This window comes from Paenibacillus phytohabitans (assembly GCF_013141775.1).
Classification (GTDB): domain Bacteria; phylum Bacillota; class Bacilli; order Paenibacillales; family Paenibacillaceae; genus Paenibacillus_AQ; species Paenibacillus_AQ phytohabitans.
Map to the genome: position 1 here is coordinate 117931 of NZ_WHOB01000068.1, position 16107 is coordinate 134037.

Sequence of the window (16107 nt, forward strand, 5' to 3'; positions counted from 1 at the left end):
GATTTTGCACGAAAAAAAACCGCAAGCGGGCACTGTTCAAGTGCTCCGTTTGCGGGAATTCTACGCTTAGGCTGAAGGGTTTATGGCCTCACCCTACATGCTTTTAGTTAGCGTGATGGATTTATCTCCACCCCATTGTACATCCCAGCCAAGCAGCTCCGTAATAAAGCGGAGAGGTACGACTGTTCTGTTGTCGTCGTTCACAAATACTTTGGCGCCAACAGATTGTCTCATCCCGTTGACCTCCATGAAATCCTTGTTCATCCAGAATACCAGTGTGTCGCTGCCTGCCTTAATCGTGACCTGCTGCGCCCCTTTATCCCATTTCACTTCAGCCCCGATACCCTCGCTCAGGTAACGAAGCGGAATGTAGGTCATGCCGCTCCAGATGAAGGGCTCTGTATCCATTTGCGTTACAGTGCCGTTAATGTTCAGCACGCCGCTGCCTACCTTCATCCAGACCTTGGTCATTGCTGCAGGATCTGTTGTAGCAGGTGTAGCTGCTTCCTGAAACTTGTCGTTAAACTGCGTTACAATCGCATTGCCCAGCGCTTGTCCGACACTGAACATGGTCTTGTAGCCCTCGCGGTTCGTCTGGTAAGAAGCGGTGTAGTCGCCCGCTGCATACTGCGTAAGCACCTGCTGTACCTGATTCTCATGGGTTGTCAGCGCGGCTTGGCCTGCAGCCTTAGGCAGGTTGCCTGCGGTTGCCGAATCAAGGAACGCGGCGAATTCAGTTGTGAATCCGGCGATACGCGCCTCTACCGCGGCTTGGGCTGCTGCATCCTTATTTTTGACTGCCGATACAAAATCAGCTTGGGCGTTGACATGGTTCGTTACCCAGATTTGCTCGAATGCCGCTGCACCCTCTGCCCCATAGATGGAGGCAATGGCTGCTTTGAAGTCAGCCGTGTTCATGGCTTCAGCCCGGATCAGCGCGTCCGAAGCGGCTCTTCCCTCATACTGCTCCTGCATTTGCAGAACCGACAGGGCGAAATGCTCGCCGGCCAATTGATTGAGCGCGGATCTCAGATCAGCTGCTTTGGTATCGGCTTTGGTGCTTTCGAATTTGGCAGGCATCTGGGTAACGATTGCGCTCGACAATGCCTTACTGATGCCGAACATTTCAGCGTAGCCTTTACGGTAGGCCTCATAGGCGCCCTGGTAATCGCCCGATGCATAATCCTCGAATACCTCCTGGACATGATCCTCGTGACTGCGGATGACCTGCTTCGCTGCGGCTGCCGGAAGCTTGCCCTCTGTCGCCGTGCCGAGGAAATTGCCGAATTCGTCTACAAAGCCGCTTACTTTATCTTCTGCCGTTTGAATTGCGGCTGTATCCTTGTTCTTCGTTGCCTTCACAAGATCATCTGTGTACTGATTATGGGCGCGGAAGATTCTCTCGAATTCAGCTGAGCCTGCATCGCCATACAGCGAAGCAATAGCCGGCTGCATATCGAGTGCGTTCTGATCAAGCGCCTTGTAGGCGGCCGCCGCATCCGGTGTGCCGTCATAGGCTTTGGTCATGGCCGTTACCGCCAGGGTGAAATGCTCGGAGAGCAAATAATCCAGTCCGGCTCTCAGTTCAGCTGCCGGTGTGTTCACCGATGCCTTCACTGCTGTAGCAGCCGGCGACGCTGCACCCGCCATTGTCGGCATCAATAAGGTCATGCTTAACATGGGAACGATCCATTTCTTCATTGTCATCTCGCTTCACTCCTTAGGTTAGTGTTATGAGTGTTACGCGGATGGTTCAGGTATGGATCACCCATAGATCAAAAAAAATCCCCACTTGCTAAATTTAGCAAGTGGGGATACTTTGAAAATAGGCATCATAGGCTGCTATGCCGGGATAGGAAATTAGGCCAAAAGCTGGCGTACACCTTCACTAAGCGGTGTAAGCGGACGGTTCAGCAGCTTCTCCAGGTCACCGCTCTCGATATTCAGTGCACCGTCGCGGATCGCGCCTTGGATGGCAACTACAATCGGCAGCGCAGCTTCCGGTACGCCTGCACCGGCCATGATCTTCGCATAAGTAGCGTCATCTACTTGCTGTACGTTAACCTCTTGCCCGAGCACCTCACCAACCACGGCTGCCAGTTCAGCCTGGGTGAGCGGCTTGCCGGACAATTCGTAAATGACATTCTCACGGCCTTCACCGGCCAGAACCGCAGCAGCCGCCTGGGCATAATCGCTGCGTGTGGCCCAGCCCACCTTGCCGTCTTCCGCGGAGGTCAGCCAAGGTGCGCCGGCTTTCACGGCCTGAATGGAGCCGGCTTCATTCTCCAGATACCAGTTATTGCGCAGGAAGGCATAAGGTATGCCGGATTCACGGATGAACTCTTCGGTAGCACGGTGTACCGGTGCCAGGAACAGGGAGCTGTTATCGGCATCGCCTACGCTGGTATAGACAATGAAGCCTACACCCGCACGGACAGCGGCATCCACAGCGGCCTTATGCTGGCGGATACGTGTATCATTGTCACCGTCTGCCGAGACAATCAGCAGACGCTCTACTCCGGCAAAGGCTGCATCCAGCGTCTCCGGCTGATCAAAGTCGCCATGACGGACATCGACTCCGCGTGCCTGCAGCTCAGCTGCCTTCTCCGGGTTTCTGACACTGGCTACAATATTCTCAGCCGGTACGGTCTTGAGTAAGGTCTCTGCTGCGATGGAACCAAATTGACCCGTTGCTCCTGTTAATGCGATTTTCATTTCAATTCCTCCATTATGAGTATCTTTTATTTGAATAGCAGTTGTTATTTCCCGTAAACATAGGTGATTCGCTCTCCTGTAACCATTGTAGTTACATGTTGACAGAATGTCAAATGGATTGTTTCATCAGCTGAAGACAGGTATGGAATGCGCATAACGCTGAATGGTTAGCATTCCCTTATCATGCTATTCTTAATAGACAAATTCCCTTTCAGAAAGGTTCTGCATAATGGAGAAACAGAGAGAAAGCATCTATACACGCTATGTTCCGGGATTGACTCCGGAATCTGAATTCACCGGCGAGGCCTGCCAGCTCATCTTCCAATCCGGCAAGCTGCTTGTTACGGAGCCTTCCTCTCCTCCCGGCATCCCTATGGCCCGCTCCCTTGAAGAGCTGGCGGTTACGCCGCTGCGCATACTCTACCTAGGTACCTTCGCGGGTCTCCCCTGCTATGCCTCAGAGGTAAGCGCTGAAGCTCCCGAGCCGCCGGGCCTCGCTTTCCGTCCGCTGCGCTCCTTATATGAGGTGCTGGAGGAGGACCTGTTCCATCTTGCCGGCAAAGCGCTCCAGCTCCTGGTCTGGGACGGCAATCACCGGTTCTGCGGACGTTGCGGAACCGAAACCGCCCACTCTCTGACGGAACGGTCCCGGATCTGCCCGCAGTGCGGGCTGGTTAGTTACCCGCAGCTTGCGCCTGCCGTCATTACAGCAATTCTGAAAGATAATCAGCTTCTGCTCGCCCATGCTCCGCATTTCCAGAACGGGATGTACGGGCTGATTGCCGGCTTTGTCGAGCCGGGTGAGACCCTGGAGGATTGTGTGCGGCGTGAGATTATGGAAGAGGTCGGCCTGAAGGTCAAGAATATAACCTATTTCGGCAGCCAGCAGTGGCCTTTTCCCAATTCCCTGATGGTCGGCTTCCTTGCAGAGTATGAGAGCGGGGAAATAACGGTCGACGGCGAAGAGCTTGATCATGCCGCATGGTTCCCTACAGATCAATTACCCGTTATTCCGCCGCCGGTCAGCATCGCCCGCAAAATCATCGACTGGGTCGTAGAGCAGCAATCTGAGTCAGGTGCAGCTGCGGACAAGGAATTATAGACGGGACCCGGTTCAGCCTACCGTCTTGAAATAGCGGTAGATCTGCTCCAGCTTACGGCTCTGTTTGCCCTTCGGACTCTCCATGCTGCCGAACTCGAAGAACTTCACCTTGCGGATCCCTACGAAATTGAACAGGGCTTTGCGCATCAGCGCCTTGTGTGAGTTATTCAGCCACAGCAGCGGATAGTGGGCCGGCCCCTTCATGCTGGAGATGCAGATAACGCGCTTCCCCTTGAGCAGCCCTTCCGGCAATAGTCCTCCCTTATCGCGGTACGCGAAGCCTGAAGCGAACATGCGGTCAATGTAACCCATCAGCATCGCCGGCGGTCTTCCCCACCAGATCGGATAGACCAGCACAATCTGATCGGCCCACAGCAGCTGTTCCCTGTATTCCTCAAGCTCCGGATCACGGTACATATCGCGTCTGCGCTTATTCTCATTAAACACCAGCAGCGGATCAAATCCGGCCTCATACAAATCAAGCACTTTGACTTCGTTAATCTTCGTATTCTCCTTGCTGCCGCGCAGCACTTCCTGCAGAAAAGCATAGCTGAGACTGCGGTGGTTCGGATGTGTATAAATAACGAGTGTGTTCATCAGTGTATTCCCCTTTAGTTATCATTTGATAACAAAAACATAGCATAGCTTTAATTTAGTTGTCAAATGATAATTGTTTTTTGATAATTAATTTGGTATGTTTTCCTCTGAGGTGATCTTATGGACAACAACCAGCTGTTCCAGAAATTCGTAGCCTTCAGTGCTGCCGTCCATCAAATAACAAATGATATAACCAAAGATGTGAAATCAGAGGCCCTAACGCCGCTGCAATATAAAATTCTCGAATACATCGCCGTCAGCCAGCCGGTAACACTCAGCGAGGTCAGTGACTGTATGCAGATGTCGATGCCCAATACGAGCCGTGAAGTGAAAAAGCTCAGCGAAAAGGGCGTCTGTACCCGGATCACCGACCCGGATGACCGCCGCAAGCAGGGTATCACGCTCTCTGCCGCAGGCGAAGCGCTGATGAACGAAGCCTTCCAGCAGATCGCCGTCCGGTTCGAGCAGCGTATTGCGGGTATAACGGCTGCAGAACGCAAAGAGATCGAGCAGGCGCTCGATCTCTTGCAGCAGAAAGTATTTTATTAAGCCTAGACTATCCTATCCCTATTACAACACTGGTTATTTCACAGCAACGCCCTTCGCCGGAATCTCGGCAGGGGCTTCCTTGCGTTTGATGAAGAAGGCCAGGATCAGCGCAGCTACTGCGGCTCCTGTCGTTACCATGGAAGCCACATTCATCCCGTGAATTAAGCTGTGGACATCTCCCGTTGGTTTCTGGCCGCCGCCGCTATGAGTCATTATGGTGACCAGCAGCGCTGTTCCGATGGAACCGGCGACGGTCCGCAGCGTGGTGTTCACAGGAATCCCATGCCGGATCAGGGCAGGCGGCAGGGAATTCATCCCGCTGGTGATGACCGGCAGCAAGGTCAGGCTGACGCCGACCATCCGCAGAGAGTAGCCGACCATCAGGAACGTATAAGTCGTATGCTCTGTCAGATTCGAGAACAGCAAGGCAGAGATGACCGTCAGGCCGAGTCCGGTGATGACCAACGTCCGGGCACCTATTTTATCGAATAGCCTACCCGCTATGGGCGACATAATACAGATGAGAATCGCACCGGGGAGCAGCATGAGACCTGATTTGAGCGCGGTATAGCCAAGCATGGTCTGCATGTAGATAGGCAGCAGCAGCTGGGCACTCAGCATGATAATCATCAGTACCATACTGATCACTGTAGCCATAGTAAAAGCAGGACTGGTGAATACCCGCAGCTCCAGCAGAGGATTCTCCATGGTCAATTGCCGCCAGACGAACAGGCCCAGCGCAAGGAACCCGACCGCCAGGGAGATCAGCACCTCCGTGCTTCCCCACCCTTTGCTGCCGGAGACGCTGAATCCGTATAATACGCCGCCGAAGCCAAGCGAGGATAACGTCATGGATAACGCATCCACCTTGCTTTTCACCTGCGGGGTAACATTCTTAACGAGAAAGACTCCAATGACGGTGATTAGCAGCGAGTATGGAGCCAGAATATAGAACAGCAAACGCCAGGAATGATCCTCTACCAGCCAGCCGTTCAATACAGGTCCGATGGCCGGGGCGAAATTAACTGCAAGCCCGATCATCCCCATCGTGAACCCCCGCTTAGCAACCGGGATCAGGATGAACGTTAACGTCTGCACCAGGGGAAGCATGATGCCCACTCCGACGGCCTGCACTATTCTTCCGGTGAGCAGCAGTCCGAAATTCGGCGAGACCGCACACAGGAGCGTTCCTGCAGTCAGCATGCCCATGGCAAAGACGAAGACCTGCTTGGTTGTAAACCTCTGAATCAGAAAAGCCGTGATCGGAACCACAATGCCTGTAACCAGTGCAAAAGCCGTCGTCAGCCATTGCACTGTACTCGTGGACACCTGGAAATCGCCCATAATATTCGGCAGTGCTGTATTCAGTGAAGATTGATTCAGCAGCCCCACCATGGCCCCGATAATTAGAATAGCCATGATTAGCACGGTTCCCTTTGGTATCTTCTCCATTCCATTCCCCTCCATTGATACGTATTTGATAACCTTCTAAAAGTCCGCCTGATCTATGTCTGGTCGGCATAACGCCACCAGGCAAGAGTACCTATTACGCCAATGCCGCCGGTGAGATACGGAAGCATGCGGCTAATCGCCTCCAGATGGGAGCTCTCCTCCCCCGAAGCGCCGCTGAACAATCCGGGAACGGCCCATGGAATATATTCCACAATGCCGAGCGCCCCGCCGAACTGGGCAACTACAATGGTCAGCAGGACCACGCCGAGCGGAGTCATATAACCACGGCCGATACAAGCCATCCACGCTACAGGCATGCTCAGACAGATCACCATTAGACTGACCTCCGCGTAACGGCTGAAGCCATGAAGAATGACCTCCAGACTCCATCCGTCCAAGCCGACAAGCCCTGCTGTTAAGCAGCCGACGATGAACACCAGCAGCGCCAGCCCCATGCTGAGGACAGCGGCAACGAGCAGCTTGGCGGCGGCCACCCCGTATCTGGACAGCGGCAGGGCCAGCAGATCCTTGAGCGTACGGTCGGAATATTCCCGGCCGAAGATCCAGCTGAACACAAACCCGAATCCGATGAGGCCCCCCATAGAGATCACAATACCAAGCTCCTTCAGGAGCCCCTCCATATTGATCTCACCCTCGAAGCTGCTCTGGGAGCCGATCGTTCCCGAGAAGACCAGCCCGATCATGACCGGCACCATCATACTGGCTGCAAGCGAGATCCAGAACAGCCTGGAACGGCGAAGCTTCAGCACCTCTACCCCCAAGGCCGATATCCATTGACTCATCCTTTCATTCCTCCTTCAGCCTCAATCATTCTTAGAAAATAAGCCTCCAAATCCTCTTCCCCCACCTGGATCAGCGTGGGCGGCATATCCGCATACACAAGCAGCTTGGAGATGTGGTCCGGGTTCGCGATAGCACGTTCATCCGCAAGCAGCAGCGTTCCCTCTCCGGCTTCCTGCACAGCATACCCGGCCTGAATCAGCCTCCTCCGGGCGCTTGCCGGATCGCGGGTCTGCACAAGCAGGCGCTTGCGGAGCAGCTGCTGCAGCTCCTTCACATCCGCCTCCTGCAGCAGCCGGCCCTGATGCACAATGCCAATCCGCGTCGTCAGCCTGGAGACCTCACCGAGAATATGGCTGGAGATAAAAATCGTTACGCCGTGCTGAAGTGCAAGCTCCCGGAGCAGCTCCCGCACCTCCACAATCCCGGCCGGATCAAGCCCGTTCGTCGGCTCATCCAGAATCAGCACCTGCGGATGATGCAGCATGGCCTTGGCGAGACCCAGCCGCTGCCCGTTGCCGAGGGAGAGCGTCCCTGCCTTGCGGTCCCGGTAAGCGGTAAGCTGAAGCTTATCGATGATGCTGTCAATGGCCCTGCGGTCTGCGATACCCCGCAGCCTGCGGATAATCTCCAGATTCTCGCGGACGGTCAGCTCAGGATAGGAGTAGGGCGTCTCGACCATGTACCCTACATTCGCCCACAGCTTATGGCTGCCCGCATCCACCCGCTGTCCGAATACATAGGAGGACCCGGAGTCGGGGCGGATCATGCCCAGCAGCATGCGGATGGTTGTTGTTTTGCCGGCACCGTTCAGTCCCAGGAAGCCGTAGATTTCGCCCTGGTTCACCTCCAGCGACAATCCGTTCACAGCATGATTGCTGCCAAAATGCTTCGTTAATCGTTCCGTCTGAATCATTGCGGTCATAACATCACTCCTGCCCTTCGTTTAAAACTAACTAGTTGTTTATATTTTGTCCAAAAGAACAGCCGTCTCTTACAGCAAAGACGGCTCCATAACGCCATGGATAATAAACTGCACGATCTGCCGGGTGGTCTCTTCTCTCATCTGCGGGGAATCCAGTGTCCCCAGCAAATGTTCAAACCGTGAAGACGACTGCAGGGTAGCTGTAGTCACATTCATAATCAGAATCGGAAACAATGCCGGGTCCAGATCCTGGCGGAGGATTCCGTTCTTCTGTGCAGCTAAGGCCAATTCATGCATTTGTGTAGCATCGTCCGGACGATAGGTGATCTGATTCCAGGTCCTCCAGTCTTCAGCGGCCTCCCAGAATAGAATTCTCAGGTAACTCCGGTGCTCCAGAAGGAAGGACACCGTCTCCCGGGTCGAAGATTCCAGGAAGCTCCTGAACGCCGCAGGGTCCGATGCAAGCTTGTCATTCTGCAATAATCCGCTAATGAACGCGCCTGTAATCTGTTCGCCAATCTGGTCTGCGCGTTTGACTACCTCTGTATATAGACCCAGCTTGTCGCCAAAATACTGATAAATCAGGCTTTTATTGTACCCGGACGCCTTCGCAATGACATCAATCCGTGCCGCTGAATAGCCAAGCTCGGCAAAGATCTTCTCGGCTGCATCAAGAATAATCCCTCTGGTTCGGGCAGCATCGTAAATTTTGGGCCTCCGTTTACTTTCTGCTGATGCTATACTTGCCACCTCCATTTATAACTAACTGGTTAGATTTTATGATGAATTCCTGCAGAAGTCAAGTGCAATTCATTTGAGCCTGGCCCAATCCCCTTGGCCCGGCCTTCCCTTCCAACAATTGGCACAGAACCATTTCTTCCCGGCAACGTCCAATGTATAGAGTTAAATCTATCCATAAGGTGATGAATCCATGACAGCAAGAAGAACTGCGCTGCTATCCCTGCTCGGGCTGACCCTGTTAGCTCCAGCCTCTGTCCATGCAGAAGCAGCCGCCACCCCTAAACCTATCTCCATCTACCTGGACGGGCAGCAGCTTCAGCCTGAAGCCCGGCCGCTTAACATCAGCGGTACTGTGCTCGTACCCATGCGTAACCTGTTTGAAGCCCAGGGTGCCGGGCTATCCTGGAATAATTCGAGCAAGACTGTGACGGCTACCAAAGGCGGCACAACGCTGACCTACACCATTGGCTCAGCCACTGCCCGGCTGAACGGGCAACCGCTCGCCCTGAGCGTACCGGGGCAGCTGTCGCAGGGCTACAGCATGATCCCCCTGCGCTTCGTCAGTGAAGCCCTGGGCAGCACCGTTACCTGGGATGCAGCAACCGGTTCCGTCTCCATCTCTTCGGCCGCTACCTATCATACCTCGGTCACTTGGGGCGTGAATCTGCGCAGCTCCCCGGATTCGGACAGCGAAGCCAACACGCTTGCCCTGCTGCCCGCAGGCAGCAAAGTCCAGGTCATCCGCGAAGTGAATGCCCTCTGGCTGGAGGTGCGGACGGAAGATCATGTGACCGGATATTTGTCCTCCAAGCCGAAATATACAGATTACAAAAGCGGCTCTCTGCTGCAGAAGCAGGGGGAGGCGCTGATTGCCTACGGGAAGAAATATCTGAATGCGCCTTATGTATTCGGGGCTTCGCCCGATCAGACCGATACGTTCGACTGCTCGTCTTTTGTGAAACGGGTATTTGCGGACACGCTGTCGGTTGAGCTTCCCCGTGTGTCTTATGATCAGGCGCTGGAAGGCACTGAGGTTGGAGTGGACGAGCTGCGCACGGGAGATCTGCTCTTCTTCAGCGCCCGGGGGCTGGATATTGGACATGTCGCTATCTATGCCGGAAATAATCAAATGCTGCATACCTATTCCAAAGAGCTCGGTGTACATATCGAGGCTTTCGGCAGCCAGTGGAAGAAACGTTTCGTTACCGCCCGCAGAATTTTATAACATCAAGTATGTTCTTACTTCTCTACCAAGGCAGGGCGCTGGAATCCATGCAATGCGTGACGCGGTTCCGGCCCTGCTCTTTGGAGGTGTAGAGCGCCTGATCCGCTTGCCGCAGCAGGGTTGTCTCATTACCCGTGCCTGCGAATGTAGCAATACCCACGCTCGCTGTAATGCCGCCGGGGATATTGGATCCCCATGCCGCCCGGGCAATTTCATGACGCAGGTTATCGGCAATTAGTATCGACTCCTGGGCATTGATGTCCGGAAGAATAAGCACGAACTCTTCGCCGCCATATCTGGCCGCCATATCCTGCTCCCGGCAATGATAGCGGAGGATGCTCCCCATCTGCTCCAGCACATAGTCACCTGCCTGATGCCCCAGCGTATCATTTACTTGTTTGAAGTGGTCTATATCAAGGATCAGCAGCGAAAATAAACGTCCCTGCTCCCTATACCGTGCGATATGCTCCTCCAGTGCTTCCTGAAAATACCGTCTATTCTTCAGTCCTGTAAGCTTGTCCGTAGTGGAGCGTTCAACCAGAATAGCATTCAGCTCCAGCAGCTCTGCCTGCTTCTGCTCAATCTCGGCATGGAGCTGCTTCAGCTCGGCGAGCATCTGCTCCTTCTCCCAGTAAGCTTCCTCTATCTGCTTCTTGGCAGACCGCAGCTCCCGCTCATAATCCATGCGCTTGCTCATCTGAACCAAGGCACAATCAATAACCTCTACGCCCTCATGCTCGTGCCGCCTGCCGTTCAGGATGTACGGAATGGACTGGCCGCCGCTGTCCTTCAAGCTGATGAACAGCTCATCTACCTGCCCGTGCAAATTGATATTAGGATAAAAGTACGAATGGAAAACAAGCTGGTTCGCTTTTGACATAATCGATTCCAAATGCTTGTGCTCCAGCCCTTCCCGCTTATAGCCCGTCATATCGAGGAAGGTCTGGTTCATCTCCGTGATCATACCCTCGTGTGTAATGGAAATATACCCGCAAGGGGCATATTCCAGCCGTTTATCCATGTTCCTGTACCCTCTCCATACCTCTTAATGGCTTCAATCGCATTGCAGATATTCGTTAATCAGCATAATCGTCTCTTCCGGGTGGCTGATATGCGGATAATGCCCTTTGGCTTCCAGCAGCCGGAAGGTACTGTTGCTTAAGTGTCTATGCAGATATTCCCCGGCCTCTATCGGCACGATACTGTCATCGGAGCACTGCAGAATCAGTGTGGGAACGGTTGACTTGGCCAGCTCCGCCCGGTGATCAGACAGGAAGGTAACCTCGGCGAATTCTCTGGCAATGACCGGGTCCCCGGAAATGAAGGTCCGCTCCAGCTCCTTCGTGAGCTCAGGCAGATCTGGATTCTTCATCGCCAGCGGCGCCATAAATCCGGCCCAGCCGGAGAAATTCATCTCCATCATTTCCAGCAGCTCAGCGATATCACTCCGCTCAAATCCGCCGATGTAGCCTTCACCATCGTTCAGATAACACGGGGACGGGCCGATCATAATCATTTTGCGGAAATATTCCGGCCGCTCAATGGCAGCAAGCATTCCGATCATCGAGCTGACAGAGTGGCCGACAAATATAACACCGGTCAGCTGCAGCGAATCTATAACATCAAGCACGTCCTGCACATAGCCGCCGAAGCTGCTGTACTTCTCTCCGCTGTAGGCTGAATGATCCGAATTGCCTGAGCCGACATAATCAAAAAGCACCATCCGGTACTTCTTCTCAAAGGCAGGCGTAATAAATTGCCACATACTCTGGTCACAGCCAAATCCATGGGCAAAAACGAGGGTCTGCTCCCCTTCTCCAATAACTCTTACCTTGTTGCGTGTCATAACACTGCTCATGCTCACTTGCTCCCTTTATTCATCACGTTCCCTCCATTCTGGGGCGCACCTATGCAAAGATCAAGCAATCATTATGTGTCTGCATGTGTCTGCGCGTCTCATGGTGTCCATTGATCGTGAATAATACCAACCAGCGCATGATCATCACCGTTTGTCTCAAAAACAAGATAGAGGCTGCGCCAGTCCATCCCTTCCTCAGCCAAATCCAGCCCGCCGATGTAATATTCGACGAAATCATGGTTCGCTTCCGGATAGACTTCATTGAGATTTCCGGAGGTCTGCTCCTTACGCAGTTCCTTATTCACTGCAATCCCGGCATCCTGCTCAAAGTCAGCATCATAGATATACCACTTATAATAATCCGCAAAATTAAGCTCAATAACCTCACCCGTACCTTCGAACAACCGCCACACGCGTTTTGCAGGATCCTCCAACAAGGTGTCCACCTCATCTTTGGTGAATACAAGATCATTAACTGTATCGACATAGGCGAAGGGTGAAAAACGGATGCCCCGCTCAGGATGCACCCAGGCGGCAAGCTGATCCATATCCTTCTCTTTAAGTGCGGTGATCACGGCTGCTGCTGCCTCCAGAATATCGGGCGGCTGTCCTTCTTCGGTTGATGGAGCTGATGGGGCTGATGGGGTTGATGATGCTGGCGATTGGACCGGTGTTGGATTGGATGTCTGTAGCGGTGTCTGCTGCGGTGGGTCTACGGGGGCTGTCCCGGGAGTTGACTGCAGTGCTTCCTGTGTGTGCTGCGGCTCCTGCGAAGGCACGGGTGCTCCCTCCGGTGTCCCGCTGCAGGCAGTAAGCCATAACATAGCTGCCATAAAGGCAGCGCATCCGATGTACCTTTTCATTGGGCAAGTTCCTTCCTACAAAGTTTGTGCGCATCAGCTTTTGGACAATGGGGGCCCGCCTGCTCCGGACGTCTGTACTACATCCTTCCCCTTTCAATAGAGGAATGAATCCCGTATCCGCTGCCCGGAGCGGAAACAGCAATGGAAACGGAAGAAATACGGGGCGATAATCCTATAGCAGCAAGAAATAGAAGGACCGGAATCTGCTGGCCGCTGGGGTTCAGATACCGGTCCTTCTGTTTTATGCTTTGCGGACGAACTCCGACTTCAGCTTCATCGCACCAAATCCGTCGATTTTGCAGTCGATATCATGGTCGCCTTCCACCAGCCGGATGTTCTTCACCTTAGTGCCTATCTTCAGAACGGATGAGCTGCCTTTTACCTTGAGGTCCTTAATCACCGTTACGGTGTCCCCGTCAGCCAGAACATTACCGTTCGAATCCTTAACCACCTTCTGGTCCACGTTGCTTGCATTCTCTGTGTCCAAAGACCACTCATGTCCGCATTCCGGGCATACCAGAAGCGCTCCGTCCTCATAGGTGTACACGGAACTGCACTGCGGGCAGTTTGGTAATTCATTCATTATTTCTTTTCTCCATTTCTGCTTAAGCACTTTTTTGGGATAATCCTGCTTAATTTTAGCATATAGCTTGATAGCCAGCGACAATTATATTATTATCTAATTAGATATTTATCTAATAGAAAGCTGGTGGTTATCATCATCCAATTAGAAGAAGTTTCCGACCCCTTGTCTCCGGAGAGCCTTCAGATTCAAGCCTCAATCCTTAACTCCCAGCCTGCCTTCAACCTCATGGTGGAGCATAAAGCTTACCTCGATCCGCTGGAGATCCGCGAAGACAACAGGAAGAACCTCGAAATGGGAGAAAAGATGCTGTACATCAAGGCCCATAGCGGTTACGCCGGGCTAATTACCTACCTTCCCGATTACGGACAGGATCATCATCCATGGATCGGGCTTCTGGTAATTCACCAGCAGTATAGCCGGCAGGGTATCGGGAAGACTGCGGTTCATAAGCTGGAGCAGATATTTAAGCACCAAGGCTTACATGCGGCCAGGCTGGCGGTTCAGCTGGAGAATAAGGCCGGGGAAGCATTCTGGACTGCGAACGGTTTTGTCCGGATCAGAAGTGCCATGGATAACCACAATAATGAAGTGGATGTCTACGAGAAGCAGTTTAAGTAAAATGCCGGTGTGGTAATAACTATGATCCAGCTGATGCAGCTTGTCCGGGTACAAATAATCTTACGAGGAGTGAGTATGGCATGAATACATCTGATCGGATCAGCCATCTTCCCGCAAGCGGGGAGGAATATTCCGGCCTGGCCGCTGAGGCCGTAGACGCGATCGAGGAGCTGTCCGGGGTGCATCCCGGATACCGCCGCGCGCATGCCAAGGGAATCTGCTGCCGCGCTTTCTTCCGGCCAAGCGGCCTGGGCATGGAATTCACTACCGCAGCACATCTTCAGGAGCAGCAGGTAGACGCAGTGGTCCGTTTCTCGGGCAGCTCCACCGATCCGGCGCTGGCGGACCTTCTCTCGCCCGCCAAGGGTATGGCAGTCCAGTTCAGCCTGCCGGATGGAGGGATTACCAATCTGGTCGGAGTGACGATACCTGTCTTTTTTGCCCGCACCCCTGAGTCATTCATAGATATTGTCCGTACGGCCCACCGCGCACAGGCTGGCACACTCGGGACCCTGGAGCTGATCAAGGAAATCACGGTCCACTTCAGCGAGAGCAAGACGAGTCTGCTGGCCGTGAAACGGCTGAAGCCGCCTGCCAGCTACGCAGAGAGTCATTATTACTGCATTCATGCTTATTATATGGTGAATTCAGCGGGAAGGCAGCAGCCCGTGCGGTTCGAGTGGATTCCCGAGACGGGAGTGCGTACCTTATCGGCTGAAGATGCAGCGCAGCAGCCGGAGCATTACCTGGAGGATGAACTTGAGCTTCGCTTCAAAGATGAGTCGGCCATCTTCCAGCTTGTGGCTGTTCTCGGTGAAGAAGGGGACCCGACGGATGACCCTACCCGTGCCTGGCCTGAGGACCGCCGGAGAATCGATCTCGGCCGGCTGCATATCTCGGAGATCATTCCGGAACCGGAGGGGCTGGTAATGGACCCCACCGCCATCACGTCCGGGATACAGCTGTCGGACGATCCGATTCTTAACTTCCGCAGTGCAGCCTATGCCGATTCTCATCATAGACGAAGTGAAGGAAGATAATCCCGGCCGGAGCTGCGGTGAAGGCTGTCCGGATACAAATTAAGCGCCAAAGGGACTTTTTGCTGCCCTTTGGCGCTTTTGATTCAATCGCTAGGCCTGGTTGGGTAATGGATAATAATCCAGACACACAGAGAGGAGTGCAGTATGCAGCAGGCTATGATTATCATTAACCCTGCGTCCGGCAAAGCAGACGCGCGGGACTATATCCGCAGTGCGGAAGAGATTCTGCAAAGCGCAGGGTATCAGGTTACCATCCATGAAACCGCAGGGGAGGGGGATGCAACTGCGTTCTGCGTGCAGGCATGCAGCGGGGGCTATGATCTGGTGGTGGCCATCGGCGGAGACGGCACCCTTCACGAGACCATGAACGGGCTTGCCGATCAGGAGCACCGCCCTACGCTGGGGATCGTGCCCATGGGAACGGTGAATGACTTCGCCCGTGCCCTGCAGATTCCGCTAAGTCCTGCGGATGCCATCCGGACGCTCTCTTCCTCCCGTACGCAAAGAGTCGACATGGGCCGGCTGAACGACCGGCTGTTCGTAAATGTGGTTGCTGCGGGCTCACTGGCCGGCTCACTCTCTTCTGTTACCACCGAAGACAAAACCCGGCTGGGTTTCCTGGCTTATCTGAAAGAAGGCATTAAGGAGCTGGCCAGCAACAGCGCACACACTCTGACCATTACGCATGACGGGGAGATCTGGGAAGGCTCTTCGCCGCTGTTTATCGCGGCGCTTACGAATTCAGTAGGCGGCTTCGAGAAGCTTGCGCCCGGTGCTGCGGTAGATGACGGGCTGCTTCACTGCTTCATCGTCAAGGATCTTAATCTGCTGAACACCGTTACAGTCAGCATCTCTTTGCTGCTCGGCAACCTGAGAAATCATAAAGATGTTATCTACTTCACGGCCAGAGAAGTCGCGGTGCACTCTCCCGAGCCGGTGAAGACCAATGTCGATGGTGAAGAAGGCCCGCCGCTCCCAATCCGCCTAAGCACGATTCCGCGTCACATCCGGGTTATTGTGCCGGAGCAGTGACTG

Annotated in this window: 17 protein-coding genes; 6 read left to right on the forward strand and 11 right to left on the reverse strand. The window is 53.8% G+C overall.

Going from position 1 to position 16107, the window contains the following annotated elements:
• Window positions 1-93: 93 nt before the first annotated feature.
• Together GC101_RS23150 and GC101_RS23155 are read right to left on the reverse strand one after the other, a co-directional pair.
• Entirely contained in the window at window positions 94-1707 is a 1614-nt protein-coding gene (locus tag GC101_RS23150) for a copper amine oxidase N-terminal domain-containing protein (RefSeq protein ID WP_171719189.1), read from the reverse strand.
• A gap of 153 nt (window positions 1708-1860) precedes the next feature.
• Window positions 1861-2715, reverse strand: a complete 855-nt coding sequence (locus GC101_RS23155; protein WP_171719190.1) for an SDR family oxidoreductase — start codon at window positions 2713-2715, stop codon at window positions 1861-1863.
• A 229-nt stretch (window positions 2716-2944) separates the two neighbouring features.
• Here GC101_RS23155 and nudC point away from each other — a divergent pair, with 229 nt between their 5' ends.
• A complete protein-coding gene (gene nudC / locus GC101_RS23160; protein ID WP_171719191.1) occupies window positions 2945-3817 on the forward strand; it encodes an NAD(+) diphosphatase in 873 nt (290 codons plus the stop codon).
• A gap of 12 nt (window positions 3818-3829) precedes the next feature.
• On the opposite strand, the gene GC101_RS23165 is transcribed toward nudC, so the two are convergent.
• Complete coding sequence (locus GC101_RS23165) at window positions 3830-4414, reverse strand: NAD(P)H-dependent oxidoreductase (RefSeq protein ID WP_171719192.1); 585 nt, start codon at window positions 4412-4414, stop codon at window positions 3830-3832.
• Between the two features lie 120 nt (window positions 4415-4534).
• On the opposite strand from GC101_RS23165, the gene GC101_RS23170 reads away from it, so the two are divergent.
• Complete coding sequence (locus GC101_RS23170; protein ID WP_171719193.1) at window positions 4535-4963, forward strand: MarR family winged helix-turn-helix transcriptional regulator; 429 nt, start codon at window positions 4535-4537, stop codon at window positions 4961-4963.
• A gap of 33 nt (window positions 4964-4996) precedes the next feature.
• Here the strand turns inward: GC101_RS23170 and GC101_RS23175 are convergent, their stop codons facing one another.
• The 4 genes from GC101_RS23175 to GC101_RS23190 all read right to left on the reverse strand — a co-directional run bounded on the left by GC101_RS23175 (window position 4997) and on the right by GC101_RS23190 (window position 8897).
• Complete coding sequence (locus tag GC101_RS23175) at window positions 4997-6415, reverse strand: DHA2 family efflux MFS transporter permease subunit (protein WP_246354471.1); 1419 nt, start codon at window positions 6413-6415, stop codon at window positions 4997-4999.
• Window positions 6416-6468: 53 nt separating this feature from the next.
• The gene (locus GC101_RS23180; protein WP_171719195.1) at window positions 6469-7218 is read right to left on the reverse strand and encodes an ABC transporter permease; all 750 of its coding nucleotides are present in this window, start codon (window positions 7216-7218) and stop codon (window positions 6469-6471) included.
• On the reverse strand, window positions 7215-8141 hold the full coding sequence (locus GC101_RS23185) for an ABC transporter ATP-binding protein (protein WP_171719196.1): 927 nt from the start codon (window positions 8139-8141) through the stop codon (window positions 7215-7217). The genes GC101_RS23180 and GC101_RS23185 overlap by 4 nt, the downstream gene beginning before the upstream one ends.
• 69 nt (window positions 8142-8210) lie before the next feature.
• Window positions 8211-8897: a TetR/AcrR family transcriptional regulator gene (locus GC101_RS23190; RefSeq protein WP_171719197.1), complete on the reverse strand. Its 687-nt coding sequence runs from the start codon at window positions 8895-8897 to the stop codon at window positions 8211-8213.
• Window positions 8898-9072: 175 nt separating this feature from the next.
• On the opposite strand from GC101_RS23190, the gene GC101_RS23195 reads away from it, so the two are divergent.
• Window positions 9073-10107, forward strand: coding sequence for a C40 family peptidase (locus GC101_RS23195; RefSeq protein ID WP_171719198.1), 1035 nt, complete (start codon window positions 9073-9075; stop codon window positions 10105-10107).
• A gap of 22 nt (window positions 10108-10129) precedes the next feature.
• On the opposite strand, the gene GC101_RS23200 is transcribed toward GC101_RS23195, so the two are convergent.
• The 4 genes from GC101_RS23200 to GC101_RS23215 all read right to left on the reverse strand — a co-directional run bounded on the left by GC101_RS23200 (window position 10130) and on the right by GC101_RS23215 (window position 13411).
• The gene (locus GC101_RS23200; protein ID WP_171719199.1) at window positions 10130-11128 is read right to left on the reverse strand and encodes a sensor domain-containing diguanylate cyclase; all 999 of its coding nucleotides are present in this window, start codon (window positions 11126-11128) and stop codon (window positions 10130-10132) included.
• A 33-nt stretch (window positions 11129-11161) separates the two neighbouring features.
• Window positions 11162-11965, reverse strand: a complete 804-nt coding sequence (locus GC101_RS23205; RefSeq protein ID WP_171719200.1) for an alpha/beta fold hydrolase — start codon at window positions 11963-11965, stop codon at window positions 11162-11164.
• A gap of 98 nt (window positions 11966-12063) precedes the next feature.
• Window positions 12064-12798, reverse strand: coding sequence for a hypothetical protein (locus tag GC101_RS23210; RefSeq protein ID WP_246354472.1), 735 nt, complete (start codon window positions 12796-12798; stop codon window positions 12064-12066).
• A gap of 271 nt (window positions 12799-13069) precedes the next feature.
• Window positions 13070-13411 (reverse strand): zinc ribbon domain-containing protein YjdM, encoded by a 342-nt coding sequence (locus GC101_RS23215; RefSeq protein WP_171719202.1) that lies wholly within the window; start codon window positions 13409-13411, stop codon window positions 13070-13072.
• Window positions 13412-13576: 165 nt separating this feature from the next.
• Between GC101_RS23215 and GC101_RS23220 the strand changes: the two genes are divergently transcribed.
• The 3 genes from GC101_RS23220 (at window position 13577) to GC101_RS23230 (ending at window position 16104) form a co-directional block, all read left to right on the forward strand.
• Complete coding sequence (locus GC101_RS23220) at window positions 13577-14032, forward strand: GNAT family N-acetyltransferase (protein ID WP_171719203.1); 456 nt, start codon at window positions 13577-13579, stop codon at window positions 14030-14032.
• An 80-nt stretch (window positions 14033-14112) separates the two neighbouring features.
• Window positions 14113-15072 carry a catalase family peroxidase gene (locus tag GC101_RS23225; protein WP_171719204.1) on the forward strand — a complete coding sequence of 320 codons (960 nt, stop codon included), beginning with the start codon at window positions 14113-14115 and terminating at the stop codon, window positions 15070-15072.
• Between the two features lie 144 nt (window positions 15073-15216).
• Window positions 15217-16104 (forward strand): diacylglycerol/lipid kinase family protein, encoded by an 888-nt coding sequence (locus GC101_RS23230; RefSeq protein WP_171719205.1) that lies wholly within the window; start codon window positions 15217-15219, stop codon window positions 16102-16104.
• The last annotated feature ends 3 nt before the right edge of the window (window positions 16105-16107 follow it).

Coding starts and splice junctions, on each gene's coding strand:
- GC101_RS23150 (WP_171719189.1), bottom strand. CDS start 1,707: ATGACAATGAAGAAATGGATCGTTCCCATGTTAAGCATGACCTTATTG.
- GC101_RS23155 (WP_171719190.1), bottom strand. CDS start 2,715: ATGAAAATCGCATTAACAGGAGCAACGGGTCAATTTGGTTCCATCGCA.
- nudC (WP_171719191.1), top strand. CDS start 2,945: ATGGAGAAACAGAGAGAAAGCATCTATACACGCTATGTTCCGGGATTG.
- GC101_RS23165 (WP_171719192.1), bottom strand. CDS start 4,414: ATGAACACACTCGTTATTTATACACATCCGAACCACCGCAGTCTCAGC.
- GC101_RS23170 (WP_171719193.1), top strand. CDS start 4,535: ATGGACAACAACCAGCTGTTCCAGAAATTCGTAGCCTTCAGTGCTGCC.
- GC101_RS23175 (WP_246354471.1), bottom strand. CDS start 6,415: ATGGAGAAGATACCAAAGGGAACCGTGCTAATCATGGCTATTCTAATT.
- GC101_RS23180 (WP_171719195.1), bottom strand. CDS start 7,218: ATGAGTCAATGGATATCGGCCTTGGGGGTAGAGGTGCTGAAGCTTCGC.
- GC101_RS23185 (WP_171719196.1), bottom strand. CDS start 8,141: ATGACCGCAATGATTCAGACGGAACGATTAACGAAGCATTTTGGCAGC.
- GC101_RS23190 (WP_171719197.1), bottom strand. CDS start 8,897: ATGGAGGTGGCAAGTATAGCATCAGCAGAAAGTAAACGGAGGCCCAAA.
- GC101_RS23195 (WP_171719198.1), top strand. CDS start 9,073: ATGACAGCAAGAAGAACTGCGCTGCTATCCCTGCTCGGGCTGACCCTG.
- GC101_RS23200 (WP_171719199.1), bottom strand. CDS start 11,128: ATGGATAAACGGCTGGAATATGCCCCTTGCGGGTATATTTCCATTACA.
- GC101_RS23205 (WP_171719200.1), bottom strand. CDS start 11,965: ATGAGCAGTGTTATGACACGCAACAAGGTAAGAGTTATTGGAGAAGGG.
- GC101_RS23210 (WP_246354472.1), bottom strand. CDS start 12,798: ATGGCAGCTATGTTATGGCTTACTGCCTGCAGCGGGACACCGGAGGGA.
- GC101_RS23215 (WP_171719202.1), bottom strand. CDS start 13,411: ATGAATGAATTACCAAACTGCCCGCAGTGCAGTTCCGTGTACACCTAT.
- GC101_RS23225 (WP_171719204.1), top strand. CDS start 14,113: ATGAATACATCTGATCGGATCAGCCATCTTCCCGCAAGCGGGGAGGAA.
- GC101_RS23230 (WP_171719205.1), top strand. CDS start 15,217: ATGCAGCAGGCTATGATTATCATTAACCCTGCGTCCGGCAAAGCAGAC.